Source organism: Lacrimispora sp. BS-2 (genome assembly GCF_040207125.1).
GTDB lineage: Bacteria > Bacillota > Clostridia > Lachnospirales > Lachnospiraceae > Lacrimispora.
On record NZ_CP157940.1, the window covers coordinates 308,487 to 326,739 of the forward strand.

Consider the following 18,253-nt stretch of genomic DNA (forward strand, 5'->3'; position numbering starts at 1 on the left):
AATGGGAAAAGTGCTGTATTTGGAATGTAATTCAGGAATCAGCGGCGATATGACGGTAGGCGCTCTTTTAGACCTGGGAGCGGATAAGGAAGCTTTAATAAAGGCTTTGCAAAGTCTGGGGGTGGCTGGCTATCATCTTTACTTTGGCAGGACCAGGAAATGCGGGTTGGATGCTTATGATTTTGACGTTCTTCTGGAAGATGAAGGGCATGGACATGAGGGGGATCGCGGACATGACCATGGTCATAGCCACGAGCAAGGTCACGAGTGTGACTATGGTCATAGCCATCAACATGATGACAGCAATAACCATGAGCATTGTCAAGAACATGATGACAGCAATAACCATAAGCATTGTCACGACCATGAGTGTGGCCATAGTCATGACCATGACCACCTCCAGGTTCACCGGAATCTTCAGGATATATATACTATCATCGACCGGCTGGATTCCGGCAGCAAGGTAAAGGCAATGGCAAAGCAGATGTTTGGTATGGTGGCAGAAGCAGAGTCAAAGGCTCATGGAATCCCTGTGGAAGAGGTTCATTTTCATGAGGTAGGAGCCATTGATTCCATTGTGGACATCATCAGCGTGGCGGTCTGTGTGGACAGCCTGGGAGTGGATGAGATCGTGGTATCTCCTCTGGCGGAAGGTCATGGCAGTGTCCGGTGCCAGCATGGCGTTATCCCGGTTCCTGTTCCGGCTACGGCCAACATTGCGGCGGCCCATGGTCTGAAGCTTCGTTTCACGGACAATGAAGGGGAGATGGTGACTCCCACCGGAGCAGCTATAGCGGCGGCTCTTGAGACAAGAAAAAATCTTCCCTCCTCCTTTCAGATCTTAAAGACAGGGATTGGTGCAGGAAAAAAGGACTTTAAACAGGCAAACGTTCTGCGGGCCATGCTTCTTCTGGAAGAGGAAGAAGGCACAGGAGAAAATATGTGGGTTTTGGAAGCCAATATTGACGACTGCAGTGGGGAAGCCTTTGGCTTTGCCATGGAATCCTTATTGGAGGCCGGAGCGGCTGATGTCTGGTATACCCCTGTTTTTATGAAAAAGAACCGGCCTGCCTATATGCTCAGCCTGATCTGCCGGGAAGAGGAGATAAGCAGAATGGAAGATATCCTGTTCATTCAGACTACCACCATAGGAGTCAGAAGATACCCGGTATTGAGAACCATTCTGGACCGGAAAAAAAGGAAGGTCATGACAGAATTCGGTGAGGCAGAGGTGAAAGTCTGTACCTACAAAAGCAGGACGTTCTGCTACCCGGAATTTGAAAGTGTAAGAAGTATCTGCAAAGAAAATGGACTGGATTACCAGACCGTATACAATGTCATACGCAGGGAGGCGGAGAAATAATGGAGGAGAACATTCTGAAAATGAAAATAAGGCTGGAACAGATGATGGCGGATTATGCCAAAGAGGATATCTGCCTGGCTTTTTCTGGGGGAGTGGATTCCAGCTTATTGCTGAAGGCAGCGGCAGATGCTGCAGGAAAAACGGGAAAAAACGTTTATGCAGTAACCTTTGACAGCCGTCTCCATCCTTCCTGTGATTTAGAGATCGCAGCCAGAGTGGCAAAGGAGCTGGGGGGCGTTCATAAAGTGGTTTCCGTCAATGAGCTGGAACAGGAGGAGATACGCTATAATCCGGTAAACCGGTGCTATCTGTGCAAAAAGAAGCTGTTCCAGTCTTTGAAGGATTTTGCACAGGAAATGAACATTCCTTATATCATGGATGGGACCAACGAGGATGATCTTCATGTTTACCGTCCTGGAATCAAGGCTTTAAGGGAACTGGGGATCATCAGTCCCCTGGCTGAGCTTCACATTACCAAGTCCCAGGTCAAGGAACTGGCTTCATGGTACGGAATCTCCGTGGCGTCCAGGCCTTCTGCTCCATGTATGGCGACCCGTCTTCCTTATAATACGGAAATTGATTATGATATCCTGAACCGCATTGGAAAAGGAGAGGAATTTGTAAGTTCTCTTGTGAAAGGAAATGTGCGGCTGAGGTTTCATAATGACATTGTCCGCATTGAGGTGGACCGGGACGCAATGGGAGAAGTGATGGAAAAGAGTAAGGAAATTATCTTTTATCTGAAGGAATTGGGATTTACATATATTACCATGGATTTGGAAGGATTCCGGTCCGGAAGCATGGATGTGGGAATGGAATCCATTGGGTAAAATTGATTGTGCTTCTTATGAAGTTACTGATATTGCTGTGTTAATTTTTGATTTCATACTGATACGAAAAAGTGCGGTTCCATGTTCGGGAACCGCATTTTTTTTCGTGTATTTAGTATTCTCTGTTCCAATGATATAGAGCTATCATGAATCAAAAGTTCCTTGTAAGCTTATTCATGCTTCTGCTTGCCTTAAGGCAGATTATGTTTCACAATATGGCCTCCTTGTCTGATGCATCAGGACGATTTTCTAACCTCAATTCCTGGTAGCTGTACCATAGACGCTGAATTTTATGATAGGAACCGGAAAATGCTGTATGAGGGCTTTAGGCAATGGGGTTTTCCTGCTGCATTATAGAATGGTGTACATAATTCAACAGTATTCTTAATCAATGTCGGTTTATATCAAGGGATATGGGAAATATCGAAAAGATTGGACGGCATGTCCAAAACAAATTTATTAATTATAACCTAAAATATAGGATATAAATAAGAATAAATGTCGAATTATGATATAAAATGTAAGTTTATGAAGAAAGTTAATGTGAAAATGCACAATGAATTCTATTGTACTTTGGGTTTGTTTGTGCTAATATATTAATGGGTTTTTTGCCCATAAATCCTGTTTTTTTAAACACATGGAGGGCAAATTTTTTAGTAAAGGAGATAATATACCGTGGGTAACAGAGCATTGGAAAACATGGAACCGGTGGAAGTGTTTCAGTATTTTGAGGAAATTAGCAGTATTCCCAGGGGTTCGGGAAATGAAAGAAGAATCAGCGATTATCTGGTTTCTTTTGCCAAGGAACACAAGTTGGAGGTCATACAGGATAAAGCGCTGAATGTGATCATCAAGAAACCAGGCTCCAAGGGCTATGAAGAAAGTCCCGGCGTTATCATTCAGGGACATATGGATATGGTATGTGAGAAAAGGCCTGACGTAACCCATGATTTCATGACAGACCCCATTAAATTGAAAATCCATGGAGATATGATTTACGCAGACGGTACAACTCTTGGAGGAGACGATGGTATTGCGGTCGCCATGGGGTTAGCGGTTATGGCATCGGATACACTGGAACACCCTCCCATTGAATTGTTAGTTACCACCGCCGAAGAGACCGGAATGGATGGTGCCCATGCGCTGGATCCTAAAAACATATCGGGCAAAACCCTTATTAATATCGATTCAGAGGAAGAAGGAATCCTGACGGTAAGCTGTGCAGGCGGCTGTTCCTCTAAAATCAATATTCCCATAATATGGGAAGGTGCAGACAGCAGCAGGGCTGCTTATGAAATTGAAATTACGGGCCTGCAGGGCGGCCACTCCGGAGTGGAAATACATAAGGGCAGGGCAAACGCCAATAAATTGATGGCCCGGCTGCTGAAACGTGCATGTTCGGAGACAGATTTACATTTATGCTCCATAAACGGAGGTTCCAAGCATAATGCCATTGCCCGTGATGCACAGGCTGTTGTGTGTGTAAATCCAGAGGAAGTCCCAGAGTTAAAAGAGCATATCTCCAGCCTGGAACAAATATTTAAGGATGAATACAAAGCAGCGGATCCGGATATCAAAATCGAGCTAAAGCCGGTTGATCATATGCCGGAACGAATCATGTCGAAAGATACAAGGGAAAACATCGTTAATTTTATGTATCTGATTCCAAACGGAGTCCAGAGCGTAAGCATGGATATTGAGGGCCTGGTAGAGAGTTCATTGAATCTGGGGGTAGTTGAGACAAAGGGAGACAACATTGAAATCATCAGTTCCATAAGAAGTTCCGTGGGAAGTATAAAGGATAATATTTTCCATATCGTAGCCGCTATTGCCGGCCTTACAAACGGAAAGGTGATTGCTGAGTCGGATTACCCGGAATGGAAATATAATTCCGATTCAAAAGTAAGACTGCTTTTTACAGAATTATACGAGAAATTATTTGGTGAAAAACCGCTGATCAGCGCGATCCATGCCGGACTCGAATGTGCGATTTTTGATAAAAAGTTTGAAGGAAAACTGGATATGATATCCGTTGGGCCTACAATAATCGGGGTGCATACTGCGGAGGAACATTTAAGTATCCCATCAACCCAGAGGACGTGGAAGTATTTGACAGAAGCACTGAAAGCCCTCAAATAGCAGCAGATAGACCGTTAATAATAAAAGTTTAAATTTGTGCCAATAACTGATCGAAATATGATGAATATAAGGGAGTACTGTGTATGAATCAAAAATTATCTAAAGGCGCATATGGCGGTGTAAAAGGGCAAGATTACGTACCATATGTTTCCCCAAAATCCGGATCGGGTGGAAATATTGCGGTATTAATCATTGGTATAGCTCTGTCTGCATTGTTCGCCGCATCAACAGCTTACTCTGGCATGAAAGCAGGCCTTACTGTTGCTGCCGGAATACCTGGCTCCATATTAGGTTCTGTATTTATTGCCATGTTTGCCAGGGAAAAAGGAATTCTTGGAAAGACACTTCTTCAGGGAATGGCCAGCGGCGGGGAATCCATTGCCAGCGGCATGATATTTGTTTTTCCTGCAATTCTTTTGATCGGTTCCCGGGTAACATTTCTGGAAGGTCTTGTGATCGGTGTGGGCGGTGCTTTATTTGGCATAGGTGCAGCTTCTCTGGTCTACAATTATTTGATTGTGGAAGAGCATGGAAAATTAATGTATCCTGAGTCAATGGCTATTTCAGAAACCTTAGTCGCCTCGGAAGGGGCCAAGGATTCCCTGAAATTTATGGGAATCGGATTTGGAATCGGCGGTTTAATAACCGCGGTAACCAGCTCATTCTTAAACATCACCAACAACGTGATCAGCTTTGTGCATGAGCCCTTTTACAAATGGAAATTTCAGCTGGAAGTGAACCCCTTGCTGCTTGGGATAGGATTCATCGTGGGAATGGAAGTATCCTTGACCATGTTTGCCGGTTCTATATTATCTAACTTTGCCATTACGCCTCTCATCGGTTATTTTGCTTCTTTAGGCAGTGGCGGCCCGGCCGTGTGGAATAATCCTTCTGTAAGCGTAAACGCTATGGGAGTCGGCGATATAGCAGGCAGCTACGTAAAATATATCGGTGCAGGCATGATGCTTTCCGGCGGTCTGATCGGTGCTATAAAACTGATTCCAACGGTTATCGCTTCCATAAAGGAAACCATGAATGCCAGAGGAAAAGGCTCCGGCGGCGCTGGATCTTCTGTTGAAACTGTTATTTTACTGTCAGGTATCATCGTAGGCTTTATCGGCGGTTTCCTGGTATCAGGCGGCAACATTGCCATGGCTGTACTGGGTTCTGTTTTATCCATGGTGCTGTCTTTGATGTTTGTAATTGTTTCCGGCCGTTTAACCGGTACCATCGGAACTTCAAACCTTCCTGTATCCGGTATGACAATTGCTTCCATCGTTATCGTAACATTACTATTTGTGGGATTAGGCTGGAAGAGCGTAGATGATAACAAGGCTCTGTTGTTATTCGGTTCCTTTATTGTTACTGCAATCGCTGCAGCAGGCGGTTACTGCCAATCACAAAAAGTTTCTTTTATCATTGGTGGAAGCAAGAATGAAATGCAGAAATATTTTGCAATATCTTCTATTGTAGGTGTTGTGGTAGTTACCTGCGTTATTTTATTGCTTTCCAATCAGCTCTCAATGACTGGTGACAATGTTCCGTTTGCATTGCCTCAGGCGAATTTAATGGCAACATTGACAGCCGGAATCATGTCGGGTCAGTTGCCCTGGGTCATGATCATCTGCGGCATTATAATGGGAATCGTTTTATTTTTACTGAAACTCCCTGTAATGACAGTTGCAATCGGGTTTTATTTGCCCATATCCACAACTTCCATCATTTTGCTAGGAGCCCTGGTTCGTTTCTTCGTTGAGAAATATTCCAGAAATGAGAGAGAAAAGGAAGCGAAAGTTTCTAACGGTGTAAGCCTGTCGTCAGGGCTTGTTGCCGGCGGATCAATCATTGGACTTATCGGAATCGTTTTACAGGTAACTGGCATCATCAGTGGTGCAGGCCCAAGCGGATTTGCAAATTCAAATGGAATGGCATTTATCTTATTGATCATTCTTGTAGCAGCGACCGCTATCCCGCTTATTAAGAGTGAAGTGAAGAATGCGAAATGACAATGATGAGGTTTTAAATTTAATATTTAAAATTTCCGATAAACTGGAATACGAGGTTGATAAAAACGGTATTGTGACCATGCTTATAAAACAGGATCACAAGATTCAACGGGTTTTTAGAAAACTCGGTTTCAAAATTCCGGAATATAAAAGAATTGCAATGGATGAGTATGGAAGCTGCGTCTTTCTACAAATTGACGGCAGTAAGACCATTAGGGAAATTGGAAAAAGCCTTGAAGAAACGTATGGTGACAAGGTAGAGCCGCTGTATGAAAGACTGCTGTTATTTGTCAGTCACTTAGAGCAGCAATTTCACTATATCGAAAATACCAGCAAGGTGTAAGAAAGAGTCTGTAAAGCAGGCAGATCGGTGCCGGGAATTAATTCCTGGCACCGATCTTTTAAGGTGGGGCATTTTGTCCGCCTGCGAAAGCCAGTGCCATTCAGGATATTGAGAAGTATCATTCCCTTTAAGGGAGTGATTATGACTGATGCCCCCAGTATGGATGCTATTAAGAACAGTACTTCGGATGCGGCTGTCCTGGCCATTATTGTAAAAATGCGGTTCACAGTGAACCGCACTTTTTAAGTATAACAAAACATTTTATTGGGTTTAAGCACCATCAACTACTTTAAAAAAGTTACTAATTTCCACCTTTCCATATCCCCATATGTTATTTGGATAAGCATTGTTATCGTCGCGCATTGCATTCCAGACCAACTGCCGGTTAATAATGTTGCCGGTCATCTGGATATAATTCCCTCTGACAATTGCCCATTCAAAAACCATTGCCATAATTCCTGCCGTGTGGGCCGCCGCTGTTCCTGTTCCTGTGGCAGTGCCGTATCTGTTTCCCGGAAGCGCACACGGAATACGATAGCCCGGAGCTGCAATATCAGGCTTAATTAATCCTAGTCTTGTGTAGCCTCTTCCTGATTCTTCCAGAATGCTGTCATTGAACTGATCATAGGCGGTAATGGTCAACAGGCTTCTTGTGTTTCCCGGAGAAGTTATAGTAACGTCCGGATCTGAATTTGTAAAGTATGTTTCGTCTGAGATCAAGTCTCCTGTTGGGAGCCATGCATGAAAGGAAAAAGAATCCTGATTAATATTTTCCGCATGAATATGCCAGGTTCCTGGTATGGTGTTTTTGAAACGCAGCAGGATTAGCTGGTCTCCGGTGTTTTGCTCAAAAATAATATTATTTATCCAGACGTCTGTCTGGCTTAAATGGAAGGTATAATTTATGCAGCTATTTATTGCCGGAGGAATTAATTGGGTAGACTCATGGTTGGGTGAGGTGATACTGACGGAGACCTGTGCCGGTGAATATGCCCAGATTTCCATGGAGAACATACTGTCATCATTTCCCACATTTAATTCAAAATCATTGTAAAAGAATTGGGGTACAGGGGCATGGAAATAATGTCTTCGTTTGTTTCCTTCATTTCCGGCTGCAACTGCAACCCCAATCCCGGGAATCTGTGCCAGGTCATCCAGAAAGCTGCTTAAAGGGCCGTTTCCGTCGTGTCCGCCCTGACTTGATCCAAGGGCAATGCAGATAACGATTGGCTTATTCAATCTCTGGGAGACAGAAACCAGATAACGTGCGGCAAGCATAATATCAGATTCCTGAAAACACAGAACATCGTCCGGTACTAAAAAAATATCTTTTAAATTTTTTTTGGCTTCTTTTAGTTTTACCACTACCAGATCAGCTTCCGGGACAACACTGTGGAGTCTTTGGTCATTGGTTGAGGTACCGGCCACAATACTGGAAATTGCCGTGCCATGGCCATTGGTATCAACCGAAGGAACGATGGATAAAGGATCGTTCGACTGTAAAGCTTTGTTTATTAAATCCCTGCTGTATTCGGAACCGAATGTAAAGCTTTCAGGGGAGGAGCCGCTTTGTATGGTCTGATCCCATATTGATTGAATGCGGGTGGTTCCGTCTTTGTTTTTAAAAGCTTGGTGCCGGTAATCAATGCCGGTATCTATAATTCCTATGAATACATCTTTTCCAAACAAGCTTAAATCAGGATTGTTCTGAACCGCTGTAATTCCGGATTTGTCTATGCTTGCCAGTGAACTCAGGGTATAAATTGACGAAAAGCGGCTGTAAGGATACAGCCCTAAGTCGCAGATGTTCATGGATTCTACCGGGATATGTTCCAATGAAAGCGTTTGATTAAGGTGAGTAAAATCATAGTAAGTTGGATATAGTGGAATGAGAGCGTTATTTATGAATAGATCATAATAATTATTATCAAGTACTTTTTGCAAAAGCAAGCCCCCCCTTTTATATCTAGTGTCTCACATAAATTTATGCAAATAGATACAAATTATGAATAAGAAGCCTTTACTGCGGAATAAGGCATTGATTTTTGTCAAAGCCCCCTGCATTCATGCTGTCCTGATATATGTTTTCCAACTCATCCAGGTAAAAGGTCCCTTCCTTTACCTGGTAATATTTTTTTGTATCCGGCAGATAGAACATGCCCATTTCGTCTACATTCACTGCTCCGGTCTGGCCGTCAGAGCTGGAAAAATAGATCTGGTAGGTGGTGGCGCTGTCCAGGCTTCCGTCCGGGACCTCCTTTAAAGAAAAGCCGTGAAACAGATCCGCCACCCTGGCTATGGTTTCCTTGTTCTCGTCATAAAAGGAATAACAGATGGAACCATAATATATGGAAACGGATTCGGTTTTTGATATGTCAATGGGAATGCCTGCAAGATCCTTTGCCGTCTCTTTTTTCTGGCTCTGGCATGAAGTAAGGGATAACAGAAGCAGGATAATAAGGAAAAAAGTTTTTTGTGTTATTTTAGCCATAGGAAACCTCGTTTTTAATCGAATCAAGTAGGGGCGCGGATTACGAATATCCGCTTGACTCTATATTACCATAAGTTCCGGGAAAAGCAATGATAAGGAAAGGAAAGTATTACCCATGTTTTGTCTGGTAATAAGCGGCCAGAATATTTAGATAGGCCTTGGCGTATTTTGGCAAATACCGGTTTTTCTGGTAAGCGGCTATAAGGGTGTTTTCAATTCGTTCTTTTCCAATGGAAAGGCAGACAGAGGAGCTAGGTTCCCTGTCTTTTAAATAATGATAATAGCTTTCAGGAGCAAAGGCGGCCCCCAGGCCTTCCATGGCAAGGCGGATGGACATTTCACTGCTTCTGGTGTGAAGCAGGACATTTGGTTCCAGGCCGTAATCCTCAAAGAATTTAAGAGCAAGTCCTCCCGTGTTCTGATCCGGGTAGAGAAGGATAAAGGGTTCGCCAGCAAGAAGTCTTAGATCGATCCAGGGGTATTGAAAGCCTTCTTTCATTTCAGCCTTTTTAACCAGAGGATTTGAAGCGGACAGCACCAGAACCATCTCTTCCTTTCCTATGATCTGGTAATCCAGGCCGGTGGGAAATTCATGAACATTGTAAAACGTCAGGTCAACGGTGTGGTCGGTCAGGGTATGCTCGGCCACAAAGTTGACTTCCTCCATCATATTGACCGTGACATTGGGATACAGCTGATGGAATTTTGAAAGAGTGGGACCGATCAGGCTGTTTCCAAGCATAATGGGAATGGCAATATTTAACCGTCCATGGTTTTGATGCATAATGTCATCAAATTCCATGTCCCATTCCATGCCGTATTCTACGATTTTTTCTGCATAATGGATGTAGCGTTCTCCGATGTAGGTTGGAAAATAACTGCTTCCGATCCGGTCAAAAAGGCGGACTCCAAGCTGATGCTCTAAGTTTTTTAAATATTTGCTTAAGGATGGCTGGGAGATAAACAGGGACTCCGCTGCTTTGCTGATGTTTTTTTGTCTGGCAATGGCCAGAATATATCTTGCTTCTTTCAGTTCCATAGGTATTCCTCCTTTTGCACAGGTGATAATATGCTCTATTATAGCTTTACTGCATAAAAAATATAGATTATATGTATTTGACGTACAGTATATCATAAATTATAATAAAAGTATAGATATAAATTAACACAGCTTATAAGTGATGATAAGTGTTGACAATGAATGGGTGTAAAACCCATGGGGAGGTCAAGATGAAGAAAAGTAGTGCATTTATAATGGTCGTGCCAGGGCTTGTGATTCTGGCAGTGTGTCTGTTTCTTCCGCTTTTAAGGGTATTGATCCCGTCTTTTCACACCGGAGATTATCCTTTCAGCGCCTATGTGGAATTTTTCCGGGATGAGTATTATCTTAAGATTTTCATGAGGACGGTTAAGGTTGCCTTCATCACTACGGCTGTCTGTATGGCAGCAGGAGTTCCAACTGCGTATTTTATCAGCCGGTGCAGGAAAAAATGGAGAGGGATTCTTCTGTCTGTCTCAATTTTTCCTCTGATGACCAATTCTGTCATCAGAAGCTTTGCCTGGATCAATATTTTAGGCAGCAACGGCATCATCAACCGGTTCCTTTTGGCAGCCGGCTTTTTGGAAAAACCTGCCAAGCTGTTATACACGGACTTCTCCATCATCATCGGCTCGGTTTACTTATTTCTTCCCCTGATGATCGTTACGGTGGCCGGTGTTATGGAAAACATTGATAATGACATGATGGAAGCAGCCCTCAGTCTGGGAGCGGACCGGTTCAAGGCTTTTATGAAGGTGATTTTCCCCATGAGCCTTCCCGGGATCATTGTAGGAGGTATCCTGGTGTTTACCGGGACTTTGACGGCTTATACCACGCCTCAGCTTTTAGGAGGCAATAAACATATGGTCCTTGCCACATTCATCTACCAGAGAGCCATGAGCGTGGGAGACTGGAATGGGGCCGCGGTCATTTCCCTGATCATGATCGTCTCTACTCTGGTTGTTATAAAGGGACTGAATGCCCTGTCGGCCAGACTGGACAGAAGAGGAGGAAGCCATGCGTAAAAATAAAATGCTTACGGTTTTTGCAGTGCTGGTATTTATGTTTTTGATCCTGCCCCTTGTGATCATTACTGTGACTGCTTTTGGAGAGGGCAGTGCCATCACCTTTCCTATTGAATCTTTTTCATTCCGTTGGTTTATCAATGTGTTTAAACTAAAATCCTTCCGGGTTTCCTTTTTGACCAGCTTAGAAATTGCCCTCCTTGCCACCGTAGCCGCTCTTATTGCAGGAATTCCGGCTGCCTATGCCTTGGCAAGGTCCGGTATGAAGGGAAAGGGGATCTTAAAATCCATATTCCTTTCACCGACCATTGTGCCTGGAATCGTAATCGGCTTTGTTCTTTATCAGTTTCTGGTGCTGACCTTAAGGGTTCCGGTCTTTGCAGGACTTTTGGCAGGACATTTCATGGTGACTCTGCCCTATGTGATCCGGGTAGTGGGCTCCAGCTTAGACCAGTTTGATTTTTCAGTGGAAGAGGCGGCCTGGAGTCTGGGCTGCACAAAAACGGGAGCATTTTTCCGGGTGGTGCTGCCTAACATTACATCGGGAATCTCGGCGGCTTTTATGCTGGCATTTATTAACTCCTTTAATAACATTCCGGTTTCCATGTTTCTCTCAGGTCCCGGGGTATCCACATTCCCTGCGACCCTCATGAATTACATTGAATATAATTATGACCCTACCGTGTCTGCGGTTTCCGTGCTTTTGATGGCCATAACGGTCCTTATCATGGTAATTGTTGACAGGACCCTGGGAATTGCCGCTTTGGCGAAATAGGAGGAAAAACCATGGCATATATGAAACTGCAGGATATTGATGTCTGTTATGATAAGAAGAAACAGATTTTAAAAGGACTTAACCTGGAGGTACAGGAAGGGGAACTGGTCTCTCTTTTAGGACCAAGCGGCTGCGGAAAGACCACGACTCTTCGGGTAGTGGCCGGGTTTATCGAGCCTCAGAACGGAGTTTTCTCTTTGGATGGGTCGGACCTTACAAAGGTTCCGGTACATAAGAGAAATTTTGGGATCGTATTTCAAAGCTATGCCCTGTTTCCCCATTTGAGCGTTTATGACAATGTGGCCTTTGGACTTAAAATGAGAAAGCTTGACAAGGCGGAAATTGATAAAAAGGTGGATCAGATCCTTGAGGTCTGCGGCCTTACGGAATTTAGCGGACGGTTTCCCCAGCAGATGTCCGGCGGCCAGAGACAAAGAGTGGCCCTTGCCAGGGCGCTGGTGATCGAGCCAAAGCTTCTTCTCCTTGATGAGCCTTTAAGCAACCTGGATGCAAAGCTGCGCATCAATATGCGGATGGAGATCAAGAGGATCCAGAAAAAGCTGGGCATTACCACCTTGTTCGTCACCCATGACCAGGAAGAGTGTTTCTCCATATCGGATAAGGTAGCGGTCATGAACCAGGGCGTCATCGAACAGTTTGACACACCGGAAAACATTTATCACAGGCCCAACACGGAATTTGTTGCCAGATTTATTGGTTTTGAAAATTTTCTTCCTTTGAAGAGGCAGGGGGATGTATATAAAACCCAGGCCGGCGCAGTATTTAATGTAGAAACCCAACCAAGGGAAGGTGCCTGCATGGGCACCATACGGCCGGAGGATATCCGGGTGGCAGATGAGGGGCAGGATAACAACATCCTGGAAGGCACTGTAGGTGTCCGGACATTTCTTGGAAAAGGCTATCAGTATGAGGTCCTTACGGCAGCAGGGAAGTTTCTGGTAAACAGGCCGGCAGAAGAAACTTATGAAGAGGGCAGCAGGATCCGTCTTTATTTGCCGGAGTCAAAACTGATCCTTGTATCTTAATAGTCATGATTTAAGCTTTAAGGTAACAACGGCTGATAAAGCCGTGGAATTATGATAAGAGAGGATGAAGATTATGAAGAAAGTATTGGCATTATCCCTGTGTGCAGCCATTGCATTGACAGGCTGCGGCGGTGCCGGATCTGCAGGAACAACAGCGGCAGACGAGAAAAAGAACGGCACAGAAGTAAAGAAACTGGTATTATCCACTTACGGCTTAAGCGAGGACATTTCGGAAGAAGAGGTGTACAAGCCTTTTGAGGACCAGTACAACTGCAAGATCGTAACAGAGACAGGAAGCACCAATGAGCGTTACACAAAGCTTTCCGCCAACGCCGAAAGCACCATTGATGTGATCGAACTGTCACAGGCTATGACCGCAAAGGGAATTGAAGAGGGCTTATTTGAGCCTCTGGATTTAAGCAAGATCGAAAACAGCCAGTATTTGATCAAAGCGGCAAAGACCATGGCTGACGCGGGACAGGGCGCTGCCTATACCATTAACAGCATCGGCATCATGTATGATCCGGAAGCAGTAGGATTTGAGATCAAGAGCTTTGATGATTTATGGAAAGCGGAACTGGAAGGAAGCGTTGCCATTCCGGATATTACTACTACCTTTGGTCCTGCCATGGTTTATATGGCAAGCGATTACAAGGGCGTTGATGTGACCAGTGACAAGGGAGCGGCTGCTTTTGAGGCATTGGAAGAATTAAAGCCAAACCTTGTAAAAACTTATGCAAAGTCTTCTGACTTAATCAACATGTTCACTTCCGGGGAAATCAAGGCTGCTATTGTAGGTGACTTCGGTGTTCCTACCATCAAGGAAGCAAGCCCGGATCTGGTGTATGTGACTCCTGATGTGACCTATGCAAACTTTAACACCATCAGCATTACCAAGAACTGCAAGGACAAAGAGCTGGCTTACGCATACATCAATTACCGCTTAAGCAAGGAACTGCAGAGCAAAACCACAAAGGCATTAAACGAAGCGCCCACCAACAACCAGGTGGAGGTATCAGAAGAAGATTCTGCAAACATGACTTATGGAGAAGCTGCAGAAAGTGCAAAGGTTCTGGATTATTCCTTTGTCAATCCCATCTTAAGCGACTGGATTGATCAGTGGAACCGGATCATCAATAATTAAGGACAGAGAGAACATGAAGGTTGACTTGCTTATTAAAAACGGATGGGTCTACCGGACATACAGGCAATGTTTTGAAAAAATGGACATTGCGGTTGCAGGGGAAAGGTTTTACGACATTTCCCCTGCTCTGTTATATGAGGCAGAATGTGTGGTGGATGCTACAGGAAAATACATGATACCGGGGCTGATCGATATTCACATGCATATCGAAAGCTCCATGACATATCCGGAAGAGTTTTCCAGAGTGGTCCTGCCCTGGGGAGTCACCTGTGTGGTGGCTGATCCACATGAGATCGCCAATGTATTTGGGCTGGAAGGAATCAAAAGCTTTATGGAGCAGGAAACCGAGCTGGATATTTACTATGGGATCCCATCCAGTGTTCCTTCCACCGGAAGCAGCCTGGAAACCTCGGGTGGACAAATCGGGGAAGAGGAAGTCCGGGAGCTTTTAAAGGATGGGAAAGTCATCTGCCTTGGAGAGGTGATGAATGATTTGGATCTGGTTTCCGGGGAAGATACCCTGATCAAACGCATTGTCAGGCTGTGCCAGGATGGGAACCGCAGGCTAAAGATCGAAGGGCATTGCCCCGCCCTGTCAGGAGAAGCGCTGGCGGGCTTTATCCGGGGCGGCGTGGATGCGGACCATACTCAGCAGACGCCGGAGTCGGTTCTGGAAAAGACGGACATGGGCATGTTTTTGGAACTGCAGGCAAAATCTCTGACATCTGATGTTGTGGAAACGGTGGTATCCCATGGTCTTTATGAAAATGTGGCTCTTGTAACAGATGATACCATGCCGGATCATTTGGCAAAGGGCCATTTGAACCAGATCCTTAAATTGGCTGTGGAACGGGGAATGCCGGCAGAAAAGGCCATTTACTGCGGGACTCTTACGCCTGCAAGGAGAATGGGCCTTGATGACAGGGGGATGATTGCGCCTGGGAAGCTTGCGGATTTCATTGTCCTTGATGATCTGGTAAGTTTTTGCCCTTCTGCGGTTTATAAGAACGGAAAACAGCATAAAAAAGGCCCTGATTCTCCAAAAGCAGTTTTCCCGGACCATTTTTACCAGTCCGTAAAATGCCGCCTGGCTCTTGCATCCGATTTTAAACTGAACCGGTGTGAGATAGGGGAGGGAACAGCAGTTGTAAATGTCATGGAGATTCAGGACTTTGGAACAAGGGTCAGGCATGTGAAAAGAGAAATTCCCGTCCGGAACCGCTGCATATGCTGGCAAGAGGCAGGACTTTGCCTGGCAATGGTATTTGAACGCTACGGAAAGACAGGAGAAGTGTCCTATGGGCTTGTGGAACATGCCTTTCAGTCTCCAGGAGCGGTGGCAACTACCTGGAGCCATGACAGCCATAATCTGCTGGTGCTTGGTAATTCGGTGGAGGATATGGTGCTTGCCCAGAACCGGGTGGTCCATATGCAGGGCGGCTATGTAACGGTCCGGGGCGGTAAAATTACTGCTTCTGCAGCCCTTCCCGTAGGAGGTATCCTCTCTGACGGAAGCCTTTTAAAGCTTTCGGAGGAACTGGCTGAGGTGAGGGAGGAAATCGAGGCCATGGGGTATGAGAACAGCAATGTCATCATGTCTATTTCCACCCTGACCCTTCTGGTCTCACCGGAATTAAAGATAAGCGACAAAGGTCTGTTTGATGTAAAAACAAAGCAGAAGGTTCCGCTGGTGGAAAGATATGAGTCTTAAAAAGGAAATATCCTGGGAGTATCCCTTTATGTCCAAAGGCCATGGGCAGTAACAAGGAAACACCCGCCGGGTATCCCTTTATGTCCAAAGGGCATGGACAGTAACAAGGAAAAGGTTGATAAGTGTGAAAACGATAATTATAAATGTAACTGTAGTAACAATGAATGAACAGCGGAAAATCCACCATCCCGGTTTTGTGATGTTTCAAAATGATATCATCACAGCGGTAGGAGATATGAAAGATTTACCGGAAGAGGCCGGAATTCCGGATGCATTAACGGTAGACGGAAAAAACGGCATCCTGATGCCGGGAATGGTGAATCTCCATACCCATATGGGAATGATTCCCTTCCGCGGGCTTGGGGATGACTGCAAGGACCGGCTCCGGGTATTTTTGCTTCCAATGGAACAGAAGGCTATGGATGAGGAGCTTGTTTACTTATCTTCCCGCTATGCAGCAGGAGAGATGCTCCTTGGCGGTGTGACCACGGCTCTTGATATGTATTACTTTGAGGAAGAAGCTGCAAAGGCCATGGATGAGATGGGAATGAGGGGGATTGCAGGGCAGACAGTGATGGAAGAAGGGGCCTGCGATTTTGATGATCCCTATAAGGCATTGGCCTATGGAGAAGAATTGATAAAAAAATATCAGTCCCATCCCAGAATATCAGCCTGCATTGCCCCTCATGGAACCAGCACCTGTGGGGAAAAGCTGCTTTTGGAAGCTTACCGCCTGGATTGGTCCTTCAAGGTTCCTTTTACTCTCCATACGGCGGAGATGGATTATGAAATGGATTATTTCCGGAAGGAATACGCCATGTCTCCGGTTCAGTATTTAGACAGCATTGGGGTATTGGGAAAAGAAACCCTGGCAGCCCACTGCATCCATATGAAGGAAGAGGATCTTCTGCTTTTAAAGGAACGGGGAGCAAGGGTGGCTCACTGCATTGGCTCCAATGCAAAGGCGGCAAAGGGAGTGGCACCGGTAAGCGCCATGCTTCACCTGGGAATTCCCGTAGGCCTTGGAACGGATGGCCCTGCCAGCGGAAACACCCTGGATATTTTTACACAAATGAAGCTCTGCGCCGATTTTCATAAAAATGAGACCAGAGACCGGAGTGCATTTCCGGCGGAAACCATTGTGTCAATGGCTACGGATCTGGGAGTAAAGGCCCTGGGGCTATATGATATTACAGGCTCCTTAGAACCGGGAAAGCAGGCGGATCTGGTTTTAGTTGAAACCTGTTCCGCCAACATGTTTCCTGTTTACAATCCCTATTCTGCCCTTGTTTACAGCGCCAATTCTTCCAATGTGGAGACAGTATACGTGGCCGGGGAATGTGTGGTAAAGGAGAAGAAACTTGTAAAGGCAGATATGGCAGAAATCAGGAAAATGCTATTAAAAAAGATGAAAATAACGGATTTTGGAATTTATATGGAAAAAATGGGAAATATTTATTGAGTAAGGATATGCAGGATGATTATAATATAGTTATCTGAACTTGCAACACAAGTTTAGATAAAAGGGCTGTTTTTAGCCCGTTCATCCGATTGTGAAAACATCTTTTGGTTTTCATAATATATCTATCTGAAGTATATAATTTACAGAGGTTTTAATTACGATTCACCGGTTGTTATTTATTAGAAATAATTGACAACCATATTTCCCTGTGGTAAACTGTATCAGTACAAATACGCGCCGATACTTGGTATTCCGGATACTCCAACCAATACTTGGTATGAGGTGAGACTTTAAGACTAAAGGAGGAAATCAACATGATTTCAAAGGAAAAGAAAGCAGCTATCATCGCTGAATATGGCAGAAAAGCTGGAGACACAGGTTCACCAGAAGTACAGATCGCAATTCTGACAGAAAGAATCACAGAATTAACTGATCATCTTCAGAAGAACCCAAAAGATCATCATTCCAGAAGAGGACTTCTGATGATGGTTGGACAGAGAAGAGGTCTTCTTGATTACTTAAAGAAGACAGACCTGGAAGGCTATCGTTCATTGATCGAGAAGTTAGGAATCAGAAAATAATAAACCATTTAGGGTGGAGGACTTCTCCACCCTATCTGTCTATTAAGAAAAGAATATTAAAAGTAGAAGCATTCCCCGAGACCGCTGATGTGCGCGTAATAAGCAGAGCCAGGAGGCGGGAGGGGTAGAAGGATATGCAAGCATATCCTTCTACCCCTCCAGTCTCTTGGCGAGCAACCGCGAATGAGGGACCAAAGGTCCCGAATTTGCGGCTGCGCATTCTGCCAAAGGCAGAATCTGCTTATGCCCCCCAGCGGGCAGCATAAGCAAACTTAAAACGCATTTCTTGCGCGCAGAT

General features: G+C 44.8%; 15 protein-coding genes. 12 read left to right on the forward strand and 3 right to left on the reverse strand.

Translation table 11 applies throughout. The features are described 5' to 3' along the window. The first annotated feature begins 1 nt into the window (after position 1). The 5 genes from larC (at position 2) to ABFV83_RS01545 (ending at position 6,681) form a co-directional block, all read left to right on the forward strand. Positions 2–1,363 (forward strand): nickel pincer cofactor biosynthesis protein LarC, encoded by a 1,362-nt coding sequence (larC, locus tag ABFV83_RS01525; protein WP_349947185.1) that lies wholly within the window; start codon positions 2–4, stop codon positions 1,361–1,363. Continuing rightward, positions 1,363–2,193, forward strand: coding sequence for an ATP-dependent sacrificial sulfur transferase LarE (larE, locus tag ABFV83_RS01530; RefSeq protein ID WP_349947186.1), 831 nt, complete (start codon positions 1,363–1,365; stop codon positions 2,191–2,193). Before larC ends, larE begins: the two co-directional genes overlap by 1 nt. Positions 2,194–2,868: 675 nt before the next feature. Further along, positions 2,869–4,332, forward strand: a complete 1,464-nt coding sequence (locus ABFV83_RS01535; RefSeq protein ID WP_349947187.1) for an aminoacyl-histidine dipeptidase — start codon at positions 2,869–2,871, stop codon at positions 4,330–4,332. Positions 4,333–4,415: 83 nt separating this feature from the next. Beyond that, entirely contained in the window at positions 4,416–6,338 is a 1,923-nt protein-coding gene (locus tag ABFV83_RS01540; protein ID WP_349947188.1) for an oligopeptide transporter, OPT family, read from the forward strand. Next, positions 6,328–6,681: a PqqD family peptide modification chaperone gene (locus ABFV83_RS01545; protein ID WP_349947189.1), complete on the forward strand. Its 354-nt coding sequence runs from the start codon at positions 6,328–6,330 to the stop codon at positions 6,679–6,681. Before ABFV83_RS01540 ends, ABFV83_RS01545 begins: the two co-directional genes overlap by 11 nt. A gap of 270 nt (positions 6,682–6,951) precedes the next feature. Here ABFV83_RS01545 and ABFV83_RS01550 read toward each other — a convergent pair whose 3' ends face one another. From ABFV83_RS01550 to ABFV83_RS01560, 3 genes are all read right to left on the reverse strand, one after another. Next, on the reverse strand, positions 6,952–8,625 hold the full coding sequence (locus tag ABFV83_RS01550; protein WP_349947190.1) for a S8 family peptidase: 1,674 nt from the start codon (positions 8,623–8,625) through the stop codon (positions 6,952–6,954). Positions 8,626–8,701: 76 nt separating this feature from the next. Next, on the reverse strand, positions 8,702–9,172 hold the full coding sequence (locus tag ABFV83_RS01555) for a hypothetical protein (RefSeq protein ID WP_349947191.1): 471 nt from the start codon (positions 9,170–9,172) through the stop codon (positions 8,702–8,704). Positions 9,173–9,281: 109 nt separating this feature from the next. Then, positions 9,282–10,211, reverse strand: a complete 930-nt coding sequence (locus ABFV83_RS01560; protein ID WP_349947192.1) for a LysR family transcriptional regulator — start codon at positions 10,209–10,211, stop codon at positions 9,282–9,284. A 191-nt stretch (positions 10,212–10,402) separates the two neighbouring features. Between ABFV83_RS01560 and ABFV83_RS01565 the strand changes: the two genes are divergently transcribed. The 7 genes from ABFV83_RS01565 to rpsO all read left to right on the forward strand — a co-directional run bounded on the left by ABFV83_RS01565 (position 10,403) and on the right by rpsO (position 17,955). Next, positions 10,403–11,236 carry an ABC transporter permease gene (locus tag ABFV83_RS01565; protein WP_349947193.1) on the forward strand — a complete coding sequence of 278 codons (834 nt, stop codon included), beginning with the start codon at positions 10,403–10,405 and terminating at the stop codon, positions 11,234–11,236. Then, positions 11,229–12,011 (forward strand): ABC transporter permease, encoded by a 783-nt coding sequence (locus ABFV83_RS01570; RefSeq protein WP_349947194.1) that lies wholly within the window; start codon positions 11,229–11,231, stop codon positions 12,009–12,011. Before ABFV83_RS01565 ends, ABFV83_RS01570 begins: the two co-directional genes overlap by 8 nt. A gap of 11 nt (positions 12,012–12,022) precedes the next feature. Continuing rightward, positions 12,023–13,057 carry an ABC transporter ATP-binding protein gene (locus ABFV83_RS01575; RefSeq protein WP_349947195.1) on the forward strand — a complete coding sequence of 345 codons (1,035 nt, stop codon included), beginning with the start codon at positions 12,023–12,025 and terminating at the stop codon, positions 13,055–13,057. A 73-nt stretch (positions 13,058–13,130) separates the two neighbouring features. After that, a complete protein-coding gene (locus tag ABFV83_RS01580; protein WP_349947196.1) occupies positions 13,131–14,201 on the forward strand; it encodes an ABC transporter substrate-binding protein in 1,071 nt (356 codons plus the stop codon). A 13-nt stretch (positions 14,202–14,214) separates the two neighbouring features. Next, on the forward strand, positions 14,215–15,912 hold the full coding sequence (locus ABFV83_RS01585) for an adenine deaminase C-terminal domain-containing protein (protein WP_349947197.1): 1,698 nt from the start codon (positions 14,215–14,217) through the stop codon (positions 15,910–15,912). A gap of 124 nt (positions 15,913–16,036) precedes the next feature. Then, complete coding sequence (locus tag ABFV83_RS01590; RefSeq protein ID WP_349947198.1) at positions 16,037–17,374, forward strand: amidohydrolase; 1,338 nt, start codon at positions 16,037–16,039, stop codon at positions 17,372–17,374. Positions 17,375–17,688: 314 nt separating this feature from the next. After that, positions 17,689–17,955 carry a 30S ribosomal protein S15 gene (rpsO, locus tag ABFV83_RS01595; protein ID WP_054739605.1) on the forward strand — a complete coding sequence of 89 codons (267 nt, stop codon included), beginning with the start codon at positions 17,689–17,691 and terminating at the stop codon, positions 17,953–17,955. The last annotated feature ends 298 nt before the right edge of the window (positions 17,956–18,253 follow it).